The organism is Clostridium sp. (assembly GCF_036660475.1).
In the GTDB taxonomy this organism is placed as follows: Bacteria; Bacillota; Clostridia; order Clostridiales; family Clostridiaceae; genus Clostridium_J.
In genome coordinates, this window is sequence record NZ_JAVXAO010000001.1 from 402312 (window position 1) to 427538 (window position 25227).

Here is a 25227-nt window from a genome sequence, read left to right on the forward strand (position 1 = left end):
ATTTCATATAATTTGCTTATGCACTTATATAAAGTTTAATATATATTCTTTACCAATGATTAAAACTATATATGCGCCAACGGCTAAACTCGGCCCTAATGGCATATATTCATCCTTAGCTTTCTTTTTCATAATAATTGCATTAACTGCAACTGCTCCCCCTACAATAAAGGATATCATGATAAAATATATCTCCAATTCCCACCCTAAAAAAAAACCACACAATACTGCAATTTCAATATCTCCTGCACCCATACCACCTGTAAAATAATATATTGACCCTATTATTACAAATCCTATTAAAGCTCCTATAAGATAATTGCTTACACTATGTGAATACATTAGTTTTTCAGCTGCAATAAAAATCATTCCTATACCCATCGCTGTATATACTACACTTGAATATACATCACAGGTGTCATAATCTATCATTGCAATGACTATTAAAAATAAAACCAAAATTGAGTATTTAAAAAAACTCACCCCTATTCCATACCTTATATAGATTCCTACCAATAATACCCCTGTCAAAATTTCTACCAACGGATACCTTTTAGATATTTTGCTCCCACAATACCTACACTTACCTTGCAAAAATAGATAACTCCCTATTGGAATTAAATCAGCCCATTTTAATCTAACATTACAATTTCCACAATGAGAAGGTGGTGATATTAATGATTCATTATTCGGAATTCTGTAAATACATACATTTAAAAAACTTCCTATTATTATTCCATATAAAAATACTATTAAACTCATATCTTTTATTCCTTACACCTATATTTCACTAAAATAATCTAATAAGTCCACATACTTTACTAACCAAAAAAAAGCTAAATTAAAAATTTAGCCGGTTGTACCATTAACTCAACCTATTCTAGGTACCCAAATAAAGAATAGGTTTCACAGTTTCTATAATTAATTTTTTTTAGCAACCATAATTTTAAATCTATGTAATTACAATAACATATTTTCCAATATTTTAATACATGTTTTTTCATTTTTCTTTACATTATATATATTTATTTCATTTTTATTTATTTAATGTTTATATAACCCTATATTTGAATTATTTTACACGATAATGTTGTAATCAGCATATAAGAATATTTAAACTAAAAAAACTCCCATGAATAATCATGAGAGTTTTATATATTCTTATATTTTTCTTAGTACATTCCGTCCATTCCCATTCCTGGAGCTCCTCCACCCATTGGTGATGGACTCTTTTCTGGAATATCAACTACAGCTGCTTCTGTTGTTAAGAATGTAGCTGCTACAGATGCTGCATTTTGAAGAGCGCTTCTTGTAACCTTAGTTGGGTCAACAATTCCCGCTTTAATCATGTCAACATACTTATCTCTTAAAGCATCATAGCCTATTTCATTAGGTGTATTTCTTACTTTTTCAATTACTACTGAAGCTTCTGCTCCTGCATTTGTAGCAATTTGTCTTAATGGCTCTTCAAGAGCTCTTCTTATAATATTTATTCCAACTTGAACCTCTGGAATATCTGATGTTAAATTAGAAACTGCTTCTATTGCATTAATATATGCAGTACCACCACCAGCAACTATACCTTCTTCCACTGCAGCTTTTGTAGCAGCAAGTGCATCTTCTATTCTTAGTTTTCTTTCTTTTAATTCTGTTTCAGTAGCTGCACCAACTTTAATTACTGCAACTCCACCTGCAAGCTTTGCAAGTCTTTCATTTAATTTTTCTCTATCAAACTCAGAAGTTGTATCTTCCATTTGTTTTTTAATTTGATTTACTCTAGATGTAATATCCTCTTTATATCCTTTTCCATTAACTATAACTGTAGTTTCCTTAGAAATTTTAATACTTTCAGCTCTTCCTAACATATCAATAGTTGCATCTTTAATATCATGTCCTAACTCTTCTGATATAACAGTACCACCAGTTAATATAGCAATATCTTGTATCATTTCTTTTCTTCTATCCCCAAAACCTGGAGCTTTAACAGCAACACATACAAATGTTCCTCTTAATTTATTTACAACTAACGTAGCTATTGCTTCACCTTCAACATCTTCTGCTATAATTAAAAGTTTTTTACCTTGTTGAACTATTTGCTCAAGTATTGGAAGCAACTCTTGAATATTAGCTATTTTCTTGTCAGTTATTAATATATATGGATTATCTAGTATAGCTTCCATCTTATCTGTATCTGTTACCATGTATGCACTTAAGTATCCTCTATCAAACTGCATTCCTTCAACAACATCAAGTTCAGTTCCCATAGTTTTTGATTCTTCTACAGTTATAACGCCTTCATTTCCAACTTTGTCCATAGCTGTAGCTATTAATGAACCAACTTCTTCGTCTGCTGCTGATATTGCTGCAACTCTTGCTATATCTTCTTTTCCATCTACTTGTTTAGAATACTTTTTAATTTCTTCAACAGCAACATCTACTGCTTTTCTTATTCCTGTTCTAAGTAACATTGGATTTGAACCTGCTGTTACATTTTTTAGACCTTCTCTTATTATTGCTTGTGCAAGTACTGTTGCAGTTGTAGTTCCGTCTCCAGCTACATCGTTAGTTTTGTTTGCAACTTCTTTAACAAGCTGTGCTCCCATGTTTTCATAAGCATCTTCTAGTTCTATTTCTCTTGCTATTGTAACACCATCATTAGTTATAAGTGGTGAACCAAATTTCTTATCTAATATAACATTTCTGCCCTTAGGTCCTAAAGTCACCTTAACTGTATCCGCAAGAATATCTACACCTCTTTGCATAGCTCTTCTTGACTCTTCTCCAAATAAAATACTTTTAGCCATATATATTACCTCCTACGATATCTAAAATTATTATTTCTAAATTAATCATCTTAAAAAATGAATAAATCAATCTCCTCTGATATTTGACTTATTATTTGTTTTCAGTTGACTTACTCTATAACTGCTAATATATCTTCTTGTTTTAAGATTATATATTCTTGCCCTTCAAATTTAACTTCTGTCCCTGAAAATTTAGAAAATAAAATTTTATCTCCTATGTTAACTTCCATTTTAATTTCTCTTCCATGAGAATAGCTTCCTGGTCCTACTGCAACAACTTCTGCCTCTTGTGGTTTTTCTTTAGCAGCTCCCGCTAAAACTATTCCACCTTTTGTTATCTCTTCTGATTGTAATCTTTTAATTACTACTCTGTCTCCAAGTGGTCTGATATTCATATGAATTCCTCCTATTTATTAATTAATTTTATTATATAAAGTTATTTTAATATATTTATTAGCACTCTAACCCGTCGAGTGCTAACCATAATATTATAATAAAGAATAATTACGCCATTATCAAATCTACAAACTCAATCAAATGCCCTAATATACATGATTTAATGAACTTACCTTTCATTTTCTTCCGTTTTCGAAGTTTTACTATTATCATGTTTTAATTTTCTGTGAAAAAATTCTATTATACTGTGTCCACGTAAAATTCCCACAATAAATAAGGCCCCTGATACTATTCCAATGGCTATCATCGCTATATAATTCCCACTATGTATTCCATGACCAAACATAGCCGATGCTATAATCCAAGGTATTCTTCCCACTGATGAATATATTATAAAATCTTTTATTGATGCATTTGAAACACCCGCTACATACACCAATACATCCTTAGGAATCCCAGGTATAAAGTATATTACAAATATAACTATATTATTACTTCCAGCATCTAAAATCTTTTTAATTTTAGTTAGATTATTTTTTTCTATAAGTTTATTTATATACTTCTTTCCACATAGCTTTGCTATAAGATAGGCAACCATGCTTCCAAGTACTATTCCTACTGCTGAAACAATCCCGCCAATTACAGGCCCAAATATGTACCCACCTGCAATTTGGATTACTTCCCCAGGTATAAAAAAAACTATGACTTGGATCATTTGAAGTATAATAAATGCAATTATGCTATAACTCCCAAATGAAAGTATTAAATCTTTAAGTTGCTGTGGATCTCTAAACACAGTAAATTCCTTTGAAAATTCAAAGTAAAAAAACCCCAATAAAAATATTACTCCACTCCAAATCAAACAGTTAATTATATATTTTTTTATTTTTTTTCTATCTTTCATATACCCACTCCCATTATACCCTTATGTGTATTAACAATATATACTATGACCTGGTTTTACACATCTATTTTAATATTATTCTCCCTAGCATAGTAAAACAGGTATTGTTGAGCAAACCCTGAAATATCCCCAAATTTTTCTCTTCCAAACATTCTTATTTTAGGCAATGATACATCTGGTGCTACATAGAAAAATTGCATTGCTCTCTTTACCCATACATCAACCGGAAACGCTGAATATTTTCCCATGGAAAATAGCATTATACAATCTGCCACCTTAGGACCAACTCCACTGAACTGTTGAAGTCCCTCATGACACCCATCATCACCTCTTAACATTATATCTCTCAAATTATAATTTCCACTACTTAAGTCCTGCACTGCTTTCACTATATACTTAGCACGAAATCCAACGCCAATAGCCTCAACCTCTTCTAATGTACATCTGCTAAACTCTTCAAGTGTTGGGAATGTATAATATGTATTCTCCTTATATTCTAAAGGTTTGCCATATATCCTACTTATATTCCCTATAGCTCTCTTAATCATAGGAATTCTATTATTTGCAGATATTATAAATGAAATTAACATTTCAAAAGGATCTTGCTTTAAAATTCTAATCCCATATCCAAATTCAACAGCTTTTTTTAAAAGTTCATCCTTTTTAAATTCCATTTTTATTGCTGTGTAGTCTCTTTCCATGTCAAAATAATTTATCCATATATCGTTAAAATCCTTTAAGCTACTATTATAAATAATAACATCATCACCATTTTTCTCTACCTCTATAACTCTGTTAAATGCTACCCCGATATAGTTTCCATTTTCTTGTTTATCCCACCTAAAACATTGACCACAATCAAATATGTGTGGTAGTTCAAAATCTCTAACTTTTTCAACTATAACTTTCCCCTCAAATTCTACAACACTTTTAAATTCCATACTTTTTCAGCTCCTTATCCCTCTTATGTTAATATAAATTTTACTTTAAATACCAAATTTTAAATTTTAGATTGCATCTTGTTCACGATTTTAAAAATAGTGCTAAGATTATTCTCAGCACTACGATTAAAAATTATTCTAAATATTTCTAAATAATTCTCTGTTTTTCTCTGGTAATAATATTATCTAATATTATTGCACCCTTTTCCACTATACTGTAGCATCTTATATTTTCATCTCTATATAAAGCCTTTAATTCATCACAATTTACTGCATTACATTCCTTTTTAAAGTTTTCTATAAATTCTTGCGTAAGTGTTTTAACATAATCACTTTCATGAGCTCTATCTTTTGTAAACATAATTCCAATAACACAAATTGACCCTGTAATAACTCCACAGGTACCTTCTACTGCCATACCACCGCCAAATGCAGCCATAGTTTTAAAAGTTTCCTTACTTAAATTCAATTTATATTCTTCATTTGCAGCATATATAAGAGTTTCCGCACAATTCAAATCATATTTTTCCCCATAATATTTTTTTACCATATCTACTAACATCACTATTCCCCCATCTAACCTTTTGTTTTATACGTACATCCTCCATTTTTAGACGGTTATTTAACCTATCTAACCTAAAGGTATTTTAATTTGCACAATTTCACTTCATATTATATTTATACTATAAAAAAGTCATATTTAAAAGCATTTTGTAAAACTTTTAAATATGACCTTTTCACTTATATTTTTTCTACATTGTCATAACTTTAAACTTTTCATCTAAATCAGATTAAATTTAGAATCCAAAAATTATAATTTATAATAGTTATCTGCTTAATTGCTCATCTATAGATTTTGCAGCTTTTTTACCAGCTTCCATTGCAAGTATAACTGTAGCTGCACCCGTTACAGCATCTCCACCAGCATATACCATTTCTTTAGAAGTTAGTCCTGTTTCTTCTTCTGCAACTATACATTTACGTTTATTAGTTTCTAATCCCTTAGTTGTTGCAGGAATTAATGGGTTTGGTGAAGTTCCTAGCGACATTATAACAGTATCACAGTCTAATACAAACTCAGAACCTTCTATAACCTGTGGTCTTCTTCTTCCAGACTCATCTGCTTCTCCAAGTTCCATTCTTACGCACTTCATTCCTTTAACCCAACCATTTTCATCACCTAAGATTTCAGTTGGATTAACTAATAAGTCCAGAATAATTCCTTCATCTTTTGCATGATGCACTTCTTCAACTCTAGCTGGAAGTTCGGCTTCACTTCTTCTATATACTATGTGGGTTTCTGAACCTAATCTTAATGCAGTTCTAGCAGCATCCATAGCAACGTTTCCGCCACCAACTACAGCAACACATTTTCCTGATCTAATTGGAGTTGCATAATCTTCTTTGAATGCTTTCATTAAGTTATTTCTTGTTAAGAATTCATTAGCTGAACATACACCATTTAAATTCTCACCAGGGATACCCATAAACTTAGGTAAACCTGCACCTGATCCAATAAATACTGCATCAAAGTTCTCATCACCCATAAGTTCATCAATTGTAACTGTTCTTCCAACAACTACGTTTGTTTCTATTTTAACCCCTAATTTTCTTAAGTTATTTACTTCATGCTTAACTACAGTATCCTTAGGTAATCTAAACTCTGGAATTCCATAAAGTAAAACTCCACCTGGCTCATGTAATGCTTCAAAAACTGTTACTTCATAACCCATTTTTGCAAGCTCTCCAGCACAAGTTATACCAGCTGGTCCTGATCCAATTACTGCAACTCTTTTATCTTTTTTTTCTACTTCTTTAGTTAAGTCAACATTATTATTTCTTGACCAATCCGCAACAAATCTTTCAAGTTTCCCTATAGCTACTGCTTCCCCTTTAATTCCTAGAACACATTTGCTTTCACATTGTAGTTCTTGTGGGCAAACTCTACCACATACTGCTGGAAGTGCAGTGTACTTGTCCAACGCTTTTGCCGCTTGTTCAAATTCATTATTCTTAACATGTTGAAGGAACTCAGGAATATCTATAGCTACTGGACACATGCTAACACAAGGTTTATTCTTACAATTTAAACATCTAGAAGCTTCTTGTACTGCTTCTTCTTCAGTATATCCAAGACAAACCTCCTGGAAATTTGTAGCCCTTACCTTTGGGTCTTGCTCTTGTATCGGAGTTCTTTTCATTCTATCCATTAGTTGTTTCCTCCTCTTTTGCACTCTTCTTGTATAGAATCCTTTTGCATTTCCTCTGCTTTGTACATAGTCGCTCTCTTAAGTGCCTCATCAAAATTAACTTTATGTCCATCAAATTCTGGACCATCAACGCAAGCAAATTTAGTCTCTCCGTCAACTGTTATCCTACAAGCTCCACACATTCCAGTTCCATCAACCATTATTGGATTCATACTAACTATTGTTTTTATGCCTAACTCTTCAGTCAATTTACATACAAATTTCATCATTATCATTGGACCTATAGCAATTACTGTATCATATTTATTACCTGCTTCTACTAAAGCCTTTAATTGCGCTGTAACCATACCTTTAAATCCATAGCTTCCATCATCTGTTGTTACATATACATTTTCTGCAACAGCTCTCATTTCTTCTTCTAGGATAACCATGTCTCTATTCTTATATCCCATGATTATATCAGCTTTGATTCCATTTTCATGCAACCACTTAACTTGAGGATATACTGGCGCTGATCCAACTCCACCTGATATAAACATTATTTTTTCATTTTTCAAACTTTCTTTATCTTCTTCTATAAGCTCTGAAGGCATTCCCAATGGTCCAACAAAATCAAAGAAAGAATCGCCTTCCTCGTATTGCTCCATTGCCTTTGTTGTACATCCAATAGTTTGTACAACTATTGTTACAGTTCCATTTTCTACGTCAGTGTCACATACTGTCAACGGTACTCTTTCACCCTTCTCATCCATTCTAATTATAATGAACTGTCCTGGGTTTGCTGATTTAGCAACCCTTGGTGCTAATATCTTCATCATAAATATTGAAGGTGCTAGAATCTTCTTTTCAACGATTTTATACATAAGTGTTTTCCTCCGTATTTTAAATATATTTTAATTGTTATAAATTCTAACTAAAAATTCACAATTTAGAATTTAAAATTAAGGATAAATGTTAATGCTTTTTAAATCTTAAACTGTATAAATTTAATCGGAATGTATGGATATGAATTGATATCGTTATCATAGTCATTAAATTATTAACTTTTTAAAATAAATACCATTAATGGTGAACAACTTCACGCCTTAACAACATTTTACATAATCAGCCATAAACTACATTTATATTCTATAATTATATTCTATGATAGTCAACCTTATATAAGATTTAATACTGTAAATTTTCAAATAAACAAAAATATTAAGACTATTTTGCGTAATCTTTCACTTTTACAATAATCCATTTTATCAGTTTTCACATTTAAAAGTGCAAAGACTATATATGTCATTGCACTTTTAACAGTTTATTATTTATTATATTCAAAGAATCCTTTTCCTGTTTTTCTACCTAATTGTCCAGCTCTAACATATTTTCTCATTAAACTATGAGCTCTGTACTTATTATCCCCTGTCTCTTTATATAATACATCCATAATAGCAAGGCATACATCAAGTCCAATTAAATCTCCTAGGGCAAGTGGTCCCATCGGATGATTAGCCCCAAGCATCATAGCCTTATCTATGTCTGTAGCACTAGCTATACCTTCTGCTAATATGCAAGCTGCTTCATTTATCATAGGTACTAATATTCTATTTACTACAAATCCAGGTGCCTCCTCTACAAGAACTGGCTCCTTAGCGATACTTAATACTAATTCATGCATTTTATCGTAAGTTTCAGTTGAAGTAGCCATTCCTTTTATTATCTCAACTAATTTCATTACTGGAGCTGGATTAAAGAAGTGAAGACCTATAACCTTGTCTACTCTCTTTGTTGCAGTTCCTATCTCTGTTATTGAAAGTGAAGATGTATTTGTAGCAAGAATTGCTTCCGGTTTGCAAATCTCATCTAACTCTTTAAATATTTGTTTCTTAATTTCCATGTTTTCTACAGCAGCTTCAATTACTAAATCTACATCATCAAGCAAAGTAAGATCAGTTGTACCACTAACTTTTTCTAAAATGTTTTCAGCTTCTTCTTCTGTTATTTTACCTTTTGCTGCAAGTTTCTTGATGTTTTTCTCTATCATTCCAAGACCCTTTTGTACAAACTCATCCTTTATATCTCTAATAATTACTTCATAGCCTTTAGCTGCAAAAGCTTGAGCTATACCTGCTCCCATAGTTCCTGCTCCTAGCACACAAATCTTTTCCATATTAAACACTCCTTATATAATTTTATATTAAATTAATTTTAAAATTTCCTACCTCTTTTATATTACCATAGATTTAGTAATTTATTAATGTTTGTCCAAAAATGTTTAAATTTAATATGTTAAAAAAGAGAGGGGTATACTAATTATGTATATCCCCTCCCCTTAAAAGTAATTACTAATCTGTCTTGCTTTAAAATAAATAGTATACTTTTTTATTTTATTTATTCATTTCCTTGTATTGAGCTGCAATTTCAGGAAGTATTTTTGCAAAGTCGCCTACTAGTGCTACATCTGCAGTCTTCATGATTGGGCAATCTCCATCTTTATTGATTGCTATTATGAAGCTTGATTCTTGCATTCCAGCTAAATGTTGGATTGCTCCTGAGATTCCACATGCAATATATATAGTAGGTCTTACTGTTTTTCCAGTTTGTCCTACTTGTACTGCTTTTTCTACCCAGCCGTTATCTACAGCTGCTCTTGATCCTGCTACAGTTCCGCCCATTTCGTCTGCAAGGTTTTTAAGTAGTTCAAAGTTTTCTGCACTTCCAACTCCTCTTCCTCCAGATACGATTATGTTTGCTTCTGTTATATCAACCATTTCTTTTAATGACTTAACAACTTCTATTGTTTCTGTTCTTATATCTGAAGCTGCTAATTCTACGTTGAATTTTTCAACTTTGAAAGATCTAGCTGTATCTTTAGCTAACTTCTCGAAAACTCCTGGTCTTACTGTAGACATTTGTGGTCTATGATCCCCACAAACGATAGTAGCCATTAAGTTTCCACCGAATGCTGGTCTTGTCATTAATAAGTTGTTGTTTGTTTCATCAATTTCAAGTTGTGTACAGTCAGCAGTTAATCCTGTTGAAAGTCTTCCAGCTACTCTTGGTCCTAAATCTCTTCCAACGAAACTAGCTCCAACAAATAATATTTCTGGCTTCTCAACATTTACAACTTCAGCTATAACTTTTGTATATCCATCAGTTGTATAGTGAGTTAAAGCTTCGTGATCGCACACTAAAACTCTATCTGCACCGAAAGCTCCTAATTCTTTTGTCATTTCTTCTATATTTTTATGTCCTAGTAATAGTGCTGTAAGCTCTACTCCTAGTCTATCTGCTATTTCTCTACCTTTTCCTAGTAATTCTAGGGCAACTTTTTGTAGTTCTCCGTCTCTTTGCTCAGCGAAGACCCATACACCTTTATAATCTGTTATATTCATGGTAATTTCCTCCTTAAGTGATGTTCCAAATCTCTGATTTGGTTGACTGAAGTTAAGTGAGTGTCCAAATCTATGATTTGGAAACACGAACTTACTCTTTGAGCTCTCCTTTTAATGAAACAAAAAGGAGTTTCATTAATTTAGATGAAGTGTTTTTCTTTTAGTTTTGCAAGAGCTATTGAAGCTGCTTCTTTAGGTGATACTTCAAATACTTCACCTTGTCCTTTAGCTTCTTTTGTCATAGATTTTTTAACTTTTGTAGGTGATCCTTTAAGACCAAGTACGTTAACATCTACGTCCATATCAGCTACAGTCCATACTTTAACTTCTTTTTCTTTAGCCATTGCAAATATGTTCTTTATACTCATATATCTTGGCACGTTTAGAGTCTCGATAGCAGTTAATAATACTGGAGTGTTAACTCTGATATTTTCATAACCATCTTCCCAAGCTCTTCTTACTATTAATGTGCCTTCTTTTTCTTCTTTTACTGCTTCAACATAAGTTATTTGAGGCATTCCTAAATGTTCTGCAATTTCTGGTCCAACTTGAGCTGTATCTCCATCGATAGCTTGTCTTCCAGCAAATATTACATCATAATCTAATTTTCTGATAGCTGCAGCTAATGCGTGAGATGTAGCTAATGTATCAGCTCCTGCAAATGCTCTATCTGTAACTAGTATAGCTTCGTCAGCTCCCATTGCTAATGCTTCTTCTAAAGCAACTTTAGCTTGTGGAGGTCCCATTGTTACAACAGTAACGTGTCCACCATATAAATCTTTAAGAGCTAAAGCTCCCTCTAATGCATTTTTATCATCTGGGTTTATTATTGAAGGAACACCATCTCTTATAAGAGTTCCTGTTTTTGGGTCTATTTTAACTTCATTTGTATCTGGTACTTGTTTTACACAAACAACTATTTTCATCTTTCATTACCTCCTATTTTAATACACTTGCTGCGATAACCATTCTTTGAACTTCAGAAGTTCCTTCATATATCTCAGTTATTTTAGCATCTCTCATCATTCTCTCTACTGGATATTCTTTAGTGTATCCATATCCACCAAATAATTGAACTGCTTTAGTTGTAACTTCCATAGCCACTTCTGAAGCATATAATTTAGCTCTTGCAGCGTCTACTGAATATGGTTTTCCTTGATCTTTTAAGTAAGCAGCTTTGTATACTAAAAGTCTTGCAGCTTCAGTTTTAACATTCATATCTGCAACCATCCATTGAAGACCTTGGAATGCTGATAATGATTTTCCAAACTGTTTTCTTTCTTTTAAGTAAGCTACAGCTTCATCTAAAGCTCCTTGAGCAAGTCCTAATGCTTGAGAAGCGATACCGATTCTTCCGCCGTCAAGAGTTTGCATTGCAATCGCAAATCCTTTTCCTTCTTTTCCAAGCATGTTTTCTTTTGGAACTACACAGTTTTCGAAAACTAACTCAGTTGTTGAAGATGCTCTTATTCCTAATTTCTCTTCAACTTTTCCTATTGAGAATCCAGGGAAGTCTTTTTCAACTATGAAAGCTGTTATTCCTCTAGTTCCTTTTGATTTATCAGTCATTGCAAATACTATAAATGTCTCTGCAACTCCACCATTTGTTATAAATATTTTAGAACCGTTTAATATATAGTTATCGCCGTCTAATACTGCTGTTGTTTGTTGTCCAGCTGCATCAGTTCCTGCGTTTGGCTCTGTTAATCCAAATGCTCCTAGTTTTTCACCTTTAGCAAGTGGTGTTAAGTATTTTTCTTTTTGAGCTTGTGTTCCAAATTGGTATATTGGAGCTGCACATAAAGAAGTATGAGCTGAAACTATAACTCCAGTTGTTCCACAAACTTTTGAAAGTTCTTCTACAGTCATAGCGTAAGATAGGTTGTCCCCACCCGCTCCGCCAAACTCAGTTGGGAATGGAATTCCTAGCATGTTGTATCTAGCCATTTGCTCTACATTTTCCACTGGGAATCTTTCTGTTACATCTATTTCCGCAGCAATAGGTTTTACTTCATTGATAGCAAACTCTCTTACCATTTGTCTTACAAGTTCTTGTTCCTTAGTTAATGAAAAGTTCATTATAATACCTCCTATTTATCCGATTATCTATTTTTAAAATTTTTATCTCTTTTTTCAACAAAAGCAGCCATACCTTCTTTTTGGTCTTCAGTTGCAAAGCAAATTCCAAAGGCTTCCGCTTCATACATTACAGCACTATCAATATCCATCTGTAGACCTCTATTGATTGCTACTTTGCATTGTCTTACTGCTATTGGAGCATTTTTTGCTATTTTATTTGCCATAGATTTTGCTTCTTCTAAAAGCATCTCTGGTTCTACAACCTTATTTACCAATCCAATCCTTAAGGCTTCTTCTGAATTAATCATTTCACAAGTATAGATTAATTGTTTTGCAATACCTTCTCCTACAAGCCTTGCTAATCTCTGAGTTCCGCCAAACCCTGGAGTAATACCAAGTCCTGCTTCTGGTTGTGCAAATTTCGCTTTAACTGATGCGATTCTTATATCACATGCCATCGCAAGCTCACATCCACCACCTAGTGCAAAACCATTAATTGCAGCTATAACTGGTTTTTCTAATTTCTCAAGTTTTCTAAAAACTTCATTACCAAGTACACTAAATTGCTTGCCTTCTAACGCATTTAGGTCTTGCATTTCAGAAATATCAGCTCCCGCTACAAAAGCTTTACCTTCACCTGTAATAATAACTGCATAAACTTCGTTGTCATTGGAAACTTCATCTATTACTAAACTTATTTCTCTTAACGTATCTGAATTTAAAGCATTAAGCGCTTTAGGTCTATTAAGTTTAACTATAGCCACATTGCCTTCTTTTTCTAAGATCATGTTTTTATAATCCATTTTAAAATCCCCCATGCAATTTTTAAGATTTTTGCCGTCATGTTTTGTTATTATTTTAACACAATGGTAATTAAGGCGACATCACCTTAATTACATTATAGTCTTTTTATTCTGTTTTTTCAACTATAATTAAGTTTTTAACAAAATATTTTTATTTAACTGATAGTATTAAATATTTTAACTTTACTGACATTATAAATATTGTGTGTTTTAAATCACAAATGGATACTATTCATTAATAGTATCCATTTGTTTACTCAGAAAAACTTTCATCTTTTTCATATTCATTTAATAAGTAACTAAGTGTTAGTAAACTCTCGCTTAAATGTACATTTTCTACAATAATATCATCTGCAACCTTTAAATCTACTGGAGCAAAGTTCCATATTCCCTTTACACCATTCCTAGTTACTACATCTGCCACGCCTTGTGCCCTACTTTTAGGAACACATATAATCGCAATGCTAATTTTTCTTACTTTTAAGAAATCCTCTAACTCATCCATGTCTCTAATTTCTATATCTCTTATTTTAAGTCCTATAAGCTTCACATTCAAATCAAAAATGCCTTGAAGATTAAATGCCATTTTATCAAAAGATGTATAATTAGCAATAGCCTGACCTATATTACCTGCACCTATAATCACCGTATTATATTCTTTATTCAATCCTAATATTACAGATATTTGATATAATAATTCTTTAACATTATATCCATACCCCTGCTGACCAAAATCTCCAAAACAGTTCAAGTCCTGTCTTATTTGCGATGCTGTAAATCCAATTCTCTCACTTAATTCTTTTGACGATATTCTATCAACTTCACTCTTATCTAACTCACGTAAATATCTGTAATATTTAGGAAGTCTTTTTATTACAGCCATAGAAATAACTCTTTTTTTATCCATTTTACACTACCCCTCTTTTTATTTTACACTTAATAATTTTCAAACTCCGTCTTCTGTATATTAAAAAGGTTTATCACCCTACACTTCTCCCTTTTCCATGTTTAACATAGAATTCATTCAGATATTCGCATCATATATCAATTATCTGAATTAGACTATTATAATTACTCGCACCATTAACGTCATATTAAATAACTCTTTGTCATAACGTTTTGCTACTTTCCACTACAGTTCTCTTTATTATACTACACTAAATAGGGTTTGTTATATATTTAGTAATTATTTATTTAGTGTTTTTTACATTTTCTATCACTTTTATCACAAATACAGACCACTATTCATAATAGTCCCTCACTATTTATATAATAATATATCCCATCATACAAATTAATTTAAATTTAACTTAGGCATCTACAAAAATAAATAAGTCAAGTTGTTTGACTTATTATTTATTCTCAGATTCCCTATTTCATGTTAAAATGCTATTAGGACGGTGAAATATATGATAGTTTTAAGTTGTAAAAATATAAATAAATATTTTGGAATAGATATGATCTTAAAAAATATAACCTTTAATGTAAATGAAGGTGAAAAAATAGGCTTAATTGGAGCTAATGGAGCTGGCAAGTCCACTCTATTTAAAATATTAACTAACCAGCTTGAATATGATGGCGGAGACCTTTTTATAGATAAATCAAAAGAATTAGGTTACCTTTCTCAAAATCTCTCTTTGGATTCTGAAAACACAATATATAGTGAATTACTTTCAGTTTTTAAATCTTTGCTAGAGCTGGAGGATAGACTACATACCTTAGAAGTTAAAATGAATGAACCCTATGATGCCTCCAATGAAGATTATCACAATAAAATCATTAGAGATTATACTACTTTGACTGAAGTTTATGAAAATCGTGGTGGTTATACCTACAAAGGGGAAATTAGCAGAGTACTTAAAGGTCTTGGTTTTACTGAACCAGACTTTGATAAATCTGTTTCAATTTTAAGTGGTGGTCAGAAAACTAGAGTTGCACTATGCAAACTACTTCTTAGGAAGCCTGAGATTCTTCTTTTAGATGAGCCTACCAACCATTTAGACCTAGATGCCATAGAATGGCTCGAAACCTATTTAAAAGAAATTAAAGGCACAATTATAGTAATTTCTCACGATAGATTTTTCTTAGATGCTATCACTAATAAAACTATAGAAATAGCTGGTGGTATGGTGGAAAGCTATAACGGTAATTACACTACCTTTATAGACTTAAAAGAAAAAAACAAAGAAGTCTTACAAAAATCCTTTGACCTTCAGCAAGCTGAAATAAAACGACAAGAAGATATTATAACTAAATTTAAGTCCTTCAACCGCGAGAAGAGTATCAAAGCTGCAGAGAGCCGTCAAAAGGCCCTTGATAAAATTGAAAGAATTGATGCCCCGCTCAAGGATGCAAAGGCTTCAAGGATTAAATTTGAGACACAAATTAAAAGCGGTAATGACGTTCTTTATATAGAAAATCTAAAGAAAAGTTTTGGTGATAAATTACTTTTTGAAGGCCTTAATATGGATATAAAAAGAGAAGAAAAACTTGCTCTTATAGGTGAGAACGGTCGTGGCAAGACTACTCTATTTAGAATTATAATGGATAAAATTAATGCCGATAGCGGCGTTAAAGTCCTTGGAAAGAATGTTTTTGTTGGATATTATGATCAAGAACAGTCAAACTTAAATGAAAGCAAAGCTATAATTGATGAAGTTTGGGACGACTTTCCTCATATGACTACTACAGAAGTACGTTCAGCCCTTGCTGCATTTTTATTCACAGGTGATGATGTTTTTAAACACATATCCACACTTAGCGGTGGGGAAAAGTGTAGAATTAATTTATTAAAGCTCATGTTATCAAAATCAAACTTTCTTTTACTTGATGAGCCTACAAATCACCTTGATATTATGTCTCGTGAAGCTTTAGAAGATGCCATTCTAAACTATGATGGCACTATAATCCTCATTTCCCACGATAGATACTTTTTGAACAAAATTATAAATAAAATTTTCGAACTTAATGAAGATGGTGTAAAAGAATACCTAGGAAACTATTCTTATTATGTGGAGAAGAAGAAAAATCCGCTAAGATTCCAATACGAGGAAGAAACCTCAGGAGTTACTAAAACTCAGATTAAACTTGATAAGAAAAAGAAGAAGGATGCTGAAAAAGCCGAAAAGGAAAAAGTTTCATTACTTAAAGATATAGAAAAGAAAATTGCTTCTACCGAAGAGTCTATAGAAACACTTCAAAACCAACTTTGTTTAGAAGAAGTATACTCTAACCCTGATAAAAGCAGAGAAATAAATAAAGAAATTCAACTTACTGAAGAATCCCTTCAACTTCTATATGAACAATGGGAAGAACTAGCTTAACAAAAATCTTTGCTAAGACTTCCAATATTTAAAATTAAGACTAATACTTACTTTTAAAAATAAATGACAAGTCAAAGGTACCGACTTGTTATTTTTCTCAGATACATTGGTAAATAAGTGCATATCCTAGCGATATGCACTTATTTATTGCATAAAAAAGGTAGAATGAATTTCTTCATTCTACCTAAATCCCATATTTGTTCTCACATAAACCCAATAACTCTATTTAATACGTTGATATTAAATCAAGTGCAAATTCTAAACTAAGTTTCTTGCAACCATTTCTGTTATTGCAAAACTTGCAATATCTTCTGCGAATTTTCCTGGTCCGAATCCTGCATCGTATCCTAATTCTTTAGCAAGTTCGTGAGTAATTCTTGGTCCACCACAAATTAATACAACTTTTTCTCTTAAGCCTTCAGCCTCTAAAAGTTCTACTAAGTTTGTAAGATTTTGAATGTGTACATCTTTTTGAGTAACTGTTTGAGATACTAAAAGTATATCTGCATTAAGCTCTACAGCTCTCTTAATGAACTCTTCATTCTCTACTTGGCTTCCTAAGTTATAAGCTTCTACGCCTTTATATCTCTCAAGACCATAATGTCCAGCGAAACCTTTCATGTTCATAACAGCATCAATACCAACTGTATGAGCATCAGTTCCTGTTGAAGCTCCTACTATAACTACATCTCTCTTGATGTTTTCAGCTATATATTCGCCAACTTCTGACATAGACATAGTGTCACACTCTACTGTTTGAACATGAATGTCATCATAGTTAACAGTATGCTCTAATGATCCGTAAACCACATAGAAAGTAAACTCTGCATCTAATGATCCGTGATGAGCAACGTTAGGGTTTTTAAGTCCCATAGCTTTAGCAAGTTGTGCTGCTGCTTCTACACCTTTTTCATCATCTTTAACTGGAAGAGTAAAACTAACTTGAGTTTTACCATCATTCATAGTATCTCCATAAGGTTTAAGCTTAGTTAAATCCAAGTTTGTATCAAAGTTTTTTTCTTCAGTTGAATATAATCCTCCGCTCATTATTTGTTACCCCCTAACATTAATTCTATGAATGGGTTGAAGTAATTCTTATCTAATTCAACAACACCATTAAGTCCTTTTCCTCCGTTTAGAGGTCTCTTAATTCCAGCAAATTTTCCTTGCTCTAGAGTTGAGAATAATCCTTCTTTTTCGATTTCTTCAATTAGGTCAGCAGCTTTATTTAAAACTTCGCTAACTCTAGTTTGCATGATTCCACCAGTTTTGAAAGTTATTTCAGATCCTAAATCTTTCATTGTGCTGAATATATATTGTGCATTGTCTATTGAAACAGCTCTATCACTCATGAATGGAGTGTGTATAGCTTCTGTAAGCATTCCTAATAAGTGTAACTTCTGAGAAGTCATTATTGTCACCATGTTAAATAATGTGTCTTGAACCTGTCCTTTGAAGATATCTCCAGTTTTGAACTTAGTTGGTGGCATATATTTAAGTGGTGCTTTAGGGAATATTTCTCTAGCCATTTGTGCTTGAGCAAGCTCATAAAGGAATCCATTTTCAACTTTAGGATCTATTTCAAATGCATGACCAAGTCCCATTTGCTCTTCTGGAAGTCCTGCAACTAATGCAAATTGCTCGTTTATAAATTGAGAAGCAAGTACTGTATGAGCTTCTTCAACCGCATCAGCTGTAGTTAAGTAGTTATCTTCTCCAGTGTTGATTATAACTCCTGCGAATCCATTGATGATTCTTGAGAAGTATTGGTCAACAATTGTTCTTTGCATGTTGATATCTCTGAATAGTATTCCATATAATGCATCATTAAGCATTACGTCAAGTCTTTCAACAGCTCCCATTGCAGCTATTTCTGGCATACATAATCCTGAGCAGTAGTTACATAATCTTATGTATCTTCCTACTTCTTCTCCAACTTCATCAAGAGCAGCTCTCATTAATCTGAAGTTCTCTTGAGTTGCAATAGTTCCTCCAAATCCTTCTGTTGTAGCTCCATAAGGAACATAGTCAAGTAAACTTTGACCCGTAGTTCTTATAACAGCTATTACATCAGCACCTTGCTTTGCAGCAGCTTTTGCTTGGATTATATCTTCATAGATATTTCCTGTAGCAACGATAACATATAGGTAAGGACCTGTTTTGTCTCCACCGAATTTTTCAAGATATGCTTCTCTTGTTTCTCTGTTAGCTTTAATCTTAGCAACAGTTTCTTTTGCTACTTTATCTACAGCCATTTTTATTTCGAATGCATCTTTCATTGGTAATTTAGTTAAATCTAATTCACCTTTAGCAACTTTTTCTGCAACTTCTTGTGGAGAAAGACCTGTATTAAGCATTGCATTTCCTATGAAAGTCGCAGCTCCAATTGAAAGTCCATTTCCAGCTTTAATGTTCTCAACTACTAGGTTAGGTAATGGTACCTCAAATTCGTCAACACCATCTATTCCTAATAATCTACATACTGTTCTCTCTACAGCTACTGTAGTATGTTTATCTATAAATTTCTGAGTATCCATAGCTATATTTTTTGACGCTTGTCTTGCTCTCTCAACTACATTTAAGTCTAAACCTAATTTACTTTCCATTATTGTCCTCCTCATAATAAGTTTTTGCTATATTTATTATATCATTTTCTAATCCTAATAACATTGCTATGTTAAGAGCATCCTTAGGTACTTTATTCTCCTTAGACACCTTTTCTAGCTTATATTCCATATTTTCTTGTATGATTTCAACGGAATTTTTCTTATTAAGATCTATTTTAAACTTTAATTTATTAAAATCTATATTCTTAAGCCCTACAACTTGATAGTGAACCATCGGCTCCTCAACTACTCCATCATAGTGAGTTGATATTATACTTGAAGTACTAAATCTTTGCAAATAATGTGCAAGAGATTTAACAAGATAATATCCTTCCTTAGGGTTTGTTCCTCTAGCAAATTCATCTAGTGCCACAAATCCATTTCCACGTTTAACACACTCTACAACTTCTTTTAACTTAATTATCTCCGCTCCAAAGGTACTAAGTCCTTTAGATATAGATTGCATATCATCTGATACAAAATGAACAAAATCTAAAATAGGATATGTAGCTTCTTTAGCAAATGCAAAGAATCCCATTTGTCCAAGAAATAAGTTTAACACTATAGTTTTAAGTGCCACGCTTTTCCCACCCATATTAGCTCCGGTTATTACAGTTGTACCACCTTCTAGCTCTATGGTTACTGGAGAAAATGCTTTTCCTTTTTTCTTAAGTACAGCTTCTACTTCTGGATTTATTCCATCAACTATCTTAATGTCCATCTTTTCAACTATAGTGGGTTTTACACAATTATGTTTAATTGCAACACTTGCTTTGGCCATTAATAAATCAAGAACTCCCACTACCTTTAAATTCTCTGATATCTTTTTGCTAAAAGAAGATAATTTTGAAGTGAGTTCTTTTCTTATATGTAACTCTTCTTCTTCTTCTCGAATAACAATATCTAATCTTTCTTGTTTTAATTTCTCCAAAAGATTCTCATCATCACAAGAGTATATCTCTTTTTCTTTTCGGTTCTTCAATCCTCTTATTTCAGAAAGTTTTTCACTATACTCATCATAAATATAAAAAGTAGAGATTCGCTTTCCACTCGGATCTAATATATCTATTACTTCATTAAGTGAGTGTAATTTTATCTTGTCGATGGATAAATCTATCCCTTCAAGCATCAACTTTAGCTCCTCTAAAAGCATAGCTACATATTTTATCTCATAAAGTTCAACCTCATCTAAGGTTTCTACTTTTTCTGTTCTCTTTAGAGTATTCCTTATATCTTTAATCTTATGAAAAAGTCTTACTATATCATAAAACTTATCATTATACTGATTCATATGACTTATCATGCAGTCTATGTTATCAAGCTCTTCTATAAGCTCTTTAGTTTGATTAGTTTTATAAGGCTTTATTAATTTCTTTTCTTCAGTCCCGTAAGATGTTATTATTCCAAGTTCATCCATAATAAAGGAAAATCCTATTTGAGCTCTTTGCTCATTGTCTAAAAACTTCATATTATTCCCCTCCTATTACATCAAATACCGGTATATTAATAGCTTCTCTAAGTCCCTCTAAAAATTCCTTCTTAGGGAATTCATAACCATAAGGCGATTTAGGATTTGCAGTTACGCAAACTACCGTTATTTTACTTATAGCTTTCATTTTGCCACCCTGCTTATGAAATCTGTATAAACTATCATTGTTTATGAACACCTTTGTTCCATCTTCCACAAGTAAAGTTACATTTTTATATAGTGTTGTCGATGTCATAATACCCTTTATAAGTTTATCTGACACTGCTCCCTTAATAACTACATGAGTTACCTCATCGTTTAAAGCCTCTACTATTTCCTTTGAAGCCTCTAACGCAGTTAAAACATTCAGGATTTTATAGGTTTTATCTTTATAAATAACACCTACAATTCCTTCTTCTAAAACATTTATCGCTAAATCTAAAATAGATCTATCTTGCTCATGGGGTAAACTTAATAGATCCATAGTATGTTTTGTTTCACTTATCACAGTCTTCATGCTTCTTGACAATGCTGCTCCTGTAGATAACACTGTAGCTTCAGTTATGGCGGGTGAAGCAAAGGTTTTTCTACTTAATGCACCATCTATTATAACAAGATCGCAATCAAGACTTAAAAGTTCATCTTTTATATTTGTCATATATGAATTTACAGAAGGCCCTCCTAAATCCACATATCCATCACTTAATGCTCTACAGATAACAACCTCTCCCATAGGAGTGTTTATTCCTGTAGTTTTAATGATTTCTCTTGTGAAATCACTATTTAAAAGGCATTGTTTAGCTGTAGCGATAGCTGTACCTTTTTCAATGTATATCTTAGGTTTTTCAGTGGATGTAACTCTATCAAGCTCTTCACCATCTCTACCAATTGAAGTCAGGCCTAGGGACATATTGCCCCTAGCCTCCTTCAATATGTGATTTAAAGTTGTTGTTTTACCCACATTCTTATTCATACCTATTATAGACACACTTTTATATGGTTTTAATAACTTTAAAATCTCATTCATCAAATCACTTCTTACTTATATATTTATATTAGTGAGAGTGTCTTTCATTTCTCTCAAGACCTACTGGCTCAAGGTTTAATCTTTCTCCATTTAGAAGTCCTGCAACTCCAACTTTGTGAGCTGTTTTCTTTCCAGTACATACATCACAAGTACATCCTGGAGTATAGTTTGTTGGCTCAGTATAAGTTGTTATAACACCTTCAAAGTTTCTTAAAACTATTTTATCATGGCTTTGAGAAATTACATAGTTAGGCATTACTGGTGTTTTTCCACCACCACCTGGAGCATCAACAACAAATGTTGGTACGCAGAATCCTGAAGTATGTCCTCTTAAACCTTCAATGATTTCTATTCCTTTAGAAACTGGAGTTCTGAAGTGCTCAAGTCCTAATGAAAGGTCACATTGGTAGATGTAGTAAGGTCTTACTCTCATTTTAACTAGTCCATGCATAAGGTCTTTCATAGTGTGAACGCAATCGTTAACTCCTCTTAAAAGAACTGATTGGTTTCCTAGTGGTACACCAGCGTTAGCTAATTTTGCACATGCTTCTATAGCATCTGGAGTAATTTCTGCTGGATGGTTAAAGTGAGTGTTTAACCAGATTGGGTGATATTTCTTTAACATATTTACAAGATCATCAGTTATTCTTTGAGGCATAACAACTGGAGTTCTTGATCCTATTCTTATTATTTCAACGTGAGGTATTGCTCTTAATTTGCTGATGATGTACTCTAAAGTTTCATCTGCAACTAATAATGCATCTCCACCTGATAATACTACGTCTCTTACTACTGGAGTGTTTGCAATGTATTCAATAGCTTTATCTATTCTTGCCATTGGCATGCAATCATCTTGTTGTCCAGCGAATCTTCTTCTTGTACAGTGTCTGCAGTACATTGAACACTGGTCAGTGATAAGAAGTAATACTCTATCTGGGTATCTATGAGTTAATCCTGGTACTGGAGAATCTGTATCTTCATGTAATGGATCCTCTAAATCAGCAGCAGCTCTATGAGCTTCAAGTCCAGTTGGTATAGCTTGTAATCTTACTGGATCATTCATATCACTAGGATCGATTAAGCTTAGGTAGTAAGGAGTTATAGCCATTCTTAAAGTTTCTAGGCACTTTTGAGCTCCCTCTTCTTCTTCAGCTGTTAATGGCATATATTGCTTTAACTGCTCTAAAGTCTCTATTCTGTTTTTTGTCTGCCATGTCCAATCATTCCATTGCTCATCTGTTACATTTGGAAATAATTCTTTTCTACGATTAATCATTATTAGGTCCCCCTTAAATTTTACATTTATATTTTTACTAATATAATTTATGTTGATAAAATTTATAATTTTAAATAGATATTAAACGTATAACTCTTTGAATATGTTTCTTAATGTTTCATTTTCTCTTAACTCTTCTAAAGTTATTTCAGCATGACCTTTAGTGTATCCATTTCCTACTATCATAGTTACATCTTTACCAACACCCTCAGCTCCTAATGCAGCTTTAGTGAATGATGTAGCCATTGAGAAGAAGTAAACTATTCCGTCATCTCTTACTGGTAATATAGTTGACATTTCAGTGTTTTGAACGTTAACTATGTTGATAGCTACATCAACTTCTTTACCATTATTGTTTTCTAAAGCTGTATTCATTACGTCGATAGCTTTAGTAGCATCTCCGATAACAATCTTCATTCTTAAGTTTAATTTTCTTAATCTTGCAGCTTCTTCTTCGTTTCTAACTAACCCAATAACATTTCCTGTTGGTCCAACTCTTTTAACTGCTTCGTAGCAACATAGCATTCCTGATTTTCCTGCTGCTCCTAATAAAAGAACTGACTCGCCTGGCTTAACTAATTTAGCAACTTGAGCTGGTGCTCCTGCAACGTCTAATGCTGCTAGTGCTAAAGTTTCTTCCATATCCTCTGGTAATTTAGCATATAATCCACTTTCGAATAATATTGCTTGACCTTTAATTTCTACTCTATCGATATCAGGTTTGATGTCGATTATTTCATCAATTTTAAGTGGAGTTAATGAAAGAGAAACTAGTGTAGATATTTTATCTCCAACTTTAAGGTCAGTTGTTCCTTCTAAAGCTGATCCAATTTTTGCTATTCTTCCGATAAGCATTCCGCCTGAACCAGTTACAGGGTTTTGCATTTTTCCTCTTTCTCCAACGATTTCAAGGATTTTTGCTTTTATTTTTTCTATGTCATGTCCAGCTTCTTCTTCTATTTGTGTGAAACTTGCTGAGTCAACATTTAAAGCTTGAACATCGATAAGTATTTCATTATCATATATGTTCATGTCGTTATCTATTTTCACTGCTGGTTGTGGTAATACTCCTAGTGGTGATATTACTCTGTGAGTTCCGTATTTACATCCTTTTTTCATAATTTGCACACTCCTCATATATTGTTAATTTATATTATTTAAATTCTTTAAATTAATTATTCCTATAAACCTTTAAGTCCTAATATTTCTCTTGCTTCTGCTGGTGTTGCTATTTCTCTGCCTAATTCTTTAGCTATTCTCACAGCTTTTTCAACTAGTTCTGCATTAGTCTTAGCCATAACACCTTTAGAAAGATAAACATTATCTTCGAATCCAACTCTTACATGTCCACCTTCGATCATAGACATTGCAGCTAATGGAAATTCATTTCTGCCAATTCCTGATACAGTGTATGTGCTTCCTGCTGGAATACTTTCTTTCATGAAAACAAAATCTCTCATGTTAGCGCTTATTCCACCGTTTACACCCATTACAAAATTGAAATGCATTGGTGATTTTATAAAACCTTTTTTATTAAGTCTTATAGCCATATCTATCATTCCCTTATCGAAAACTTCGATTTCTGGCTTAACATTATTTTCGATCATTTTCTTACCGAACTCTATTATAGTATTTTCAGTGTTTGTGAAAACCTCATCCCCACCAAAATTACAAGTTCCACAATCTAGTGTTGCCATTTCTGGTGCTAGATCAACTGGTTGAAGTCTTTCAGCATTACTCATTCCCACTGCTCCACCAGTTGATGGTTGGATTATAACATCCGGACATCTTCTTCTGATTTCTGCAATACATGCTTCGAATCTAGCTTTATCTTGAGTTGGCTTTCCATCATCTTCTCTAACATGAAGATGTATTATGCTCGCTCCAGCTTTGTAAGCCTTTTCAGATTCTTCGCCAATTTCTGCTACAGTATAAGGTACCCCAGCATTTTGCTCTTTAGTAACTTCCGCTCCACAGATAGCTGCTGCTATTATTAACTTTTCCATTTAT

Annotated in this window: 22 protein-coding genes and 1 riboswitch; of the genes, 1 reads left to right on the plus strand and 21 read right to left on the minus strand. The window is 32.7% G+C overall.

Features of this window, described 5'->3' with window-relative positions; all coding sequences use genetic code 11:
• Window positions 1-24: 24 nt before the first annotated feature.
• The 14 genes from RSA29_RS01705 to RSA29_RS01770 all read right to left on the minus strand — a co-directional run bounded on the left by RSA29_RS01705 (window position 25) and on the right by RSA29_RS01770 (window position 14424).
• On the minus strand, window positions 25-762 hold the full coding sequence (locus tag RSA29_RS01705; RefSeq protein ID WP_346941646.1) for a prepilin peptidase: 738 nt from the start codon (window positions 760-762) through the stop codon (window positions 25-27).
• 80 nt (window positions 763-842) lie between these two features.
• Window positions 843-926, minus strand: a riboswitch (cyclic di-GMP riboswitch).
• Between the two features lie 246 nt (window positions 927-1172).
• Window positions 1173-2804, minus strand: a complete 1632-nt coding sequence (gene groL, locus RSA29_RS01710; protein WP_346941645.1) for a chaperonin GroEL — start codon at window positions 2802-2804, stop codon at window positions 1173-1175.
• Between the two features lie 110 nt (window positions 2805-2914).
• Entirely contained in the window at window positions 2915-3199 is a 285-nt protein-coding gene (gene groES / locus RSA29_RS01715) for a co-chaperone GroES (protein ID WP_346932508.1), read from the minus strand.
• A gap of 170 nt (window positions 3200-3369) precedes the next feature.
• Window positions 3370-4104, minus strand: a complete 735-nt coding sequence (locus tag RSA29_RS01720) for a TVP38/TMEM64 family protein (RefSeq protein ID WP_346941644.1) — start codon at window positions 4102-4104, stop codon at window positions 3370-3372.
• A gap of 56 nt (window positions 4105-4160) precedes the next feature.
• Window positions 4161-5045: a DNA glycosylase gene (locus tag RSA29_RS01725; RefSeq protein WP_346941643.1), complete on the minus strand. Its 885-nt coding sequence runs from the start codon at window positions 5043-5045 to the stop codon at window positions 4161-4163.
• 148 nt (window positions 5046-5193) lie between these two features.
• Complete coding sequence (locus tag RSA29_RS01730; RefSeq protein WP_346932511.1) at window positions 5194-5607, minus strand: C-GCAxxG-C-C family (seleno)protein; 414 nt, start codon at window positions 5605-5607, stop codon at window positions 5194-5196.
• Between the two features lie 265 nt (window positions 5608-5872).
• The gene (gene gltA / locus RSA29_RS01735; RefSeq protein WP_346932512.1) at window positions 5873-7255 is read right to left on the minus strand and encodes an NADPH-dependent glutamate synthase; all 1383 of its coding nucleotides are present in this window, start codon (window positions 7253-7255) and stop codon (window positions 5873-5875) included.
• Window positions 7255-8118, minus strand: coding sequence for a sulfide/dihydroorotate dehydrogenase-like FAD/NAD-binding protein (locus tag RSA29_RS01740; protein ID WP_346941642.1), 864 nt, complete (start codon window positions 8116-8118; stop codon window positions 7255-7257). Before RSA29_RS01740 ends, gltA begins: the two co-directional genes overlap by 1 nt.
• 443 nt (window positions 8119-8561) lie before the next feature.
• Entirely contained in the window at window positions 8562-9410 is an 849-nt protein-coding gene (locus RSA29_RS01745) for a 3-hydroxybutyryl-CoA dehydrogenase (RefSeq protein ID WP_346941641.1), read from the minus strand.
• A gap of 217 nt (window positions 9411-9627) precedes the next feature.
• Window positions 9628-10635 carry an electron transfer flavoprotein subunit alpha/FixB family protein gene (locus RSA29_RS01750; RefSeq protein WP_346932515.1) on the minus strand — a complete coding sequence of 336 codons (1008 nt, stop codon included), beginning with the start codon at window positions 10633-10635 and terminating at the stop codon, window positions 9628-9630.
• A gap of 140 nt (window positions 10636-10775) precedes the next feature.
• Window positions 10776-11561, minus strand: coding sequence for an electron transfer flavoprotein subunit beta/FixA family protein (locus RSA29_RS01755; RefSeq protein ID WP_346941640.1), 786 nt, complete (start codon window positions 11559-11561; stop codon window positions 10776-10778).
• A 13-nt stretch (window positions 11562-11574) separates the two neighbouring features.
• Window positions 11575-12714, minus strand: a complete 1140-nt coding sequence (locus RSA29_RS01760) for an acyl-CoA dehydrogenase (protein WP_346941639.1) — start codon at window positions 12712-12714, stop codon at window positions 11575-11577.
• 23 nt (window positions 12715-12737) lie between these two features.
• Entirely contained in the window at window positions 12738-13517 is a 780-nt protein-coding gene (locus RSA29_RS01765) for a short-chain-enoyl-CoA hydratase (protein ID WP_346932518.1), read from the minus strand.
• A 253-nt stretch (window positions 13518-13770) separates the two neighbouring features.
• The gene (locus tag RSA29_RS01770) at window positions 13771-14424 is read right to left on the minus strand and encodes a redox-sensing transcriptional repressor Rex (protein ID WP_346941638.1); all 654 of its coding nucleotides are present in this window, start codon (window positions 14422-14424) and stop codon (window positions 13771-13773) included.
• 502 nt (window positions 14425-14926) lie between these two features.
• On the opposite strand from RSA29_RS01770, the gene abc-f reads away from it, so the two are divergent.
• A complete protein-coding gene (gene abc-f / locus RSA29_RS01775; RefSeq protein ID WP_346941637.1) occupies window positions 14927-16840 on the plus strand; it encodes a ribosomal protection-like ABC-F family protein in 1914 nt (637 codons plus the stop codon).
• Window positions 16841-17098: 258 nt separating this feature from the next.
• Here abc-f and RSA29_RS01780 read toward each other — a convergent pair whose 3' ends face one another.
• From RSA29_RS01780 to RSA29_RS01810, 7 genes are all read right to left on the minus strand, one after another.
• Window positions 17099-17887, minus strand: a complete 789-nt coding sequence (locus tag RSA29_RS01780; RefSeq protein ID WP_346941636.1) for an OAM dimerization domain-containing protein — start codon at window positions 17885-17887, stop codon at window positions 17099-17101.
• A complete protein-coding gene (locus tag RSA29_RS01785; protein WP_346941635.1) occupies window positions 17887-19446 on the minus strand; it encodes a lysine 5,6-aminomutase subunit alpha in 1560 nt (519 codons plus the stop codon). The genes RSA29_RS01780 and RSA29_RS01785 overlap by 1 nt, the downstream gene beginning before the upstream one ends.
• Window positions 19436-20914, minus strand: coding sequence for a hypothetical protein (locus tag RSA29_RS01790; protein ID WP_346941634.1), 1479 nt, complete (start codon window positions 20912-20914; stop codon window positions 19436-19438). The genes RSA29_RS01785 and RSA29_RS01790 overlap by 11 nt, the downstream gene beginning before the upstream one ends.
• A gap of 1 nt (window position 20915) precedes the next feature.
• Window positions 20916-21941 carry a hypothetical protein gene (locus RSA29_RS01795; RefSeq protein WP_346932526.1) on the minus strand — a complete coding sequence of 342 codons (1026 nt, stop codon included), beginning with the start codon at window positions 21939-21941 and terminating at the stop codon, window positions 20916-20918.
• A gap of 28 nt (window positions 21942-21969) precedes the next feature.
• Window positions 21970-23217 (minus strand): lysine 2,3-aminomutase, encoded by a 1248-nt coding sequence (gene ablA / locus RSA29_RS01800; RefSeq protein ID WP_346932527.1) that lies wholly within the window; start codon window positions 23215-23217, stop codon window positions 21970-21972.
• A gap of 81 nt (window positions 23218-23298) precedes the next feature.
• Window positions 23299-24336 carry an L-erythro-3,5-diaminohexanoate dehydrogenase gene (locus RSA29_RS01805; RefSeq protein WP_346941632.1) on the minus strand — a complete coding sequence of 346 codons (1038 nt, stop codon included), beginning with the start codon at window positions 24334-24336 and terminating at the stop codon, window positions 23299-23301.
• A 62-nt stretch (window positions 24337-24398) separates the two neighbouring features.
• Window positions 24399-25223, minus strand: a complete 825-nt coding sequence (locus RSA29_RS01810) for a 3-keto-5-aminohexanoate cleavage protein (RefSeq protein WP_346932529.1) — start codon at window positions 25221-25223, stop codon at window positions 24399-24401.
• Window positions 25224-25227: the final 4 nt, after the last annotated feature.

Bases quoted from the DNA above. Each gene is read 5' to 3' on its own strand.
- RSA29_RS01720 (WP_346941644.1), bottom strand. From the start codon at position 4,104: ATGAAAGATAGAAAAAAAATAAAAAAATATATAATTAACTGTTTGATT.
- RSA29_RS01755 (WP_346941640.1), bottom strand. From the start codon at position 11,561: ATGAAAATAGTTGTTTGTGTAAAACAAGTACCAGATACAAATGAAGTT.
- RSA29_RS01750 (WP_346932515.1), bottom strand. From the start codon at position 10,635: ATGAATATAACAGATTATAAAGGTGTATGGGTCTTCGCTGAGCAAAGA.
- RSA29_RS01780 (WP_346941636.1), bottom strand. From the start codon at position 17,887: ATGAGCGGAGGATTATATTCAACTGAAGAAAAAAACTTTGATACAAAC.
- RSA29_RS01745 (WP_346941641.1), bottom strand. From the start codon at position 9,410: ATGGAAAAGATTTGTGTGCTAGGAGCAGGAACTATGGGAGCAGGTATA.
- RSA29_RS01760 (WP_346941639.1), bottom strand. From the start codon at position 12,714: ATGAACTTTTCATTAACTAAGGAACAAGAACTTGTAAGACAAATGGTA.
- RSA29_RS01705 (WP_346941646.1), bottom strand. From the start codon at position 762: ATGAGTTTAATAGTATTTTTATATGGAATAATAATAGGAAGTTTTTTA.
- RSA29_RS01785 (WP_346941635.1), bottom strand. From the start codon at position 19,446: ATGGAAAGTAAATTAGGTTTAGACTTAAATGTAGTTGAGAGAGCAAGA.
- groL (WP_346941645.1), bottom strand. From the start codon at position 2,804: ATGGCTAAAAGTATTTTATTTGGAGAAGAGTCAAGAAGAGCTATGCAA.
- RSA29_RS01770 (WP_346941638.1), bottom strand. From the start codon at position 14,424: ATGGATAAAAAAAGAGTTATTTCTATGGCTGTAATAAAAAGACTTCCT.
- ablA (WP_346932527.1), bottom strand. From the start codon at position 23,217: ATGATTAATCGTAGAAAAGAATTATTTCCAAATGTAACAGATGAGCAA.
- abc-f (WP_346941637.1), top strand. From the start codon at position 14,927: ATGATAGTTTTAAGTTGTAAAAATATAAATAAATATTTTGGAATAGAT.
- RSA29_RS01725 (WP_346941643.1), bottom strand. From the start codon at position 5,045: ATGGAATTTAAAAGTGTTGTAGAATTTGAGGGGAAAGTTATAGTTGAA.
- RSA29_RS01730 (WP_346932511.1), bottom strand. From the start codon at position 5,607: ATGTTAGTAGATATGGTAAAAAAATATTATGGGGAAAAATATGATTTG.
- RSA29_RS01790 (WP_346941634.1), bottom strand. From the start codon at position 20,914: ATGAAGTTTTTAGACAATGAGCAAAGAGCTCAAATAGGATTTTCCTTT.
- RSA29_RS01810 (WP_346932529.1), bottom strand. From the start codon at position 25,223: ATGGAAAAGTTAATAATAGCAGCAGCTATCTGTGGAGCGGAAGTTACT.
- RSA29_RS01795 (WP_346932526.1), bottom strand. From the start codon at position 21,941: ATGAATGAGATTTTAAAGTTATTAAAACCATATAAAAGTGTGTCTATA.
- gltA (WP_346932512.1), bottom strand. From the start codon at position 7,255: ATGGATAGAATGAAAAGAACTCCGATACAAGAGCAAGACCCAAAGGTA.
- RSA29_RS01765 (WP_346932518.1), bottom strand. From the start codon at position 13,517: ATGGATTATAAAAACATGATCTTAGAAAAAGAAGGCAATGTGGCTATA.
- RSA29_RS01740 (WP_346941642.1), bottom strand. From the start codon at position 8,118: ATGTATAAAATCGTTGAAAAGAAGATTCTAGCACCTTCAATATTTATG.
- groES (WP_346932508.1), bottom strand. From the start codon at position 3,199: ATGAATATCAGACCACTTGGAGACAGAGTAGTAATTAAAAGATTACAA.
- RSA29_RS01805 (WP_346941632.1), bottom strand. From the start codon at position 24,336: ATGAAAAAAGGATGTAAATACGGAACTCACAGAGTAATATCACCACTA.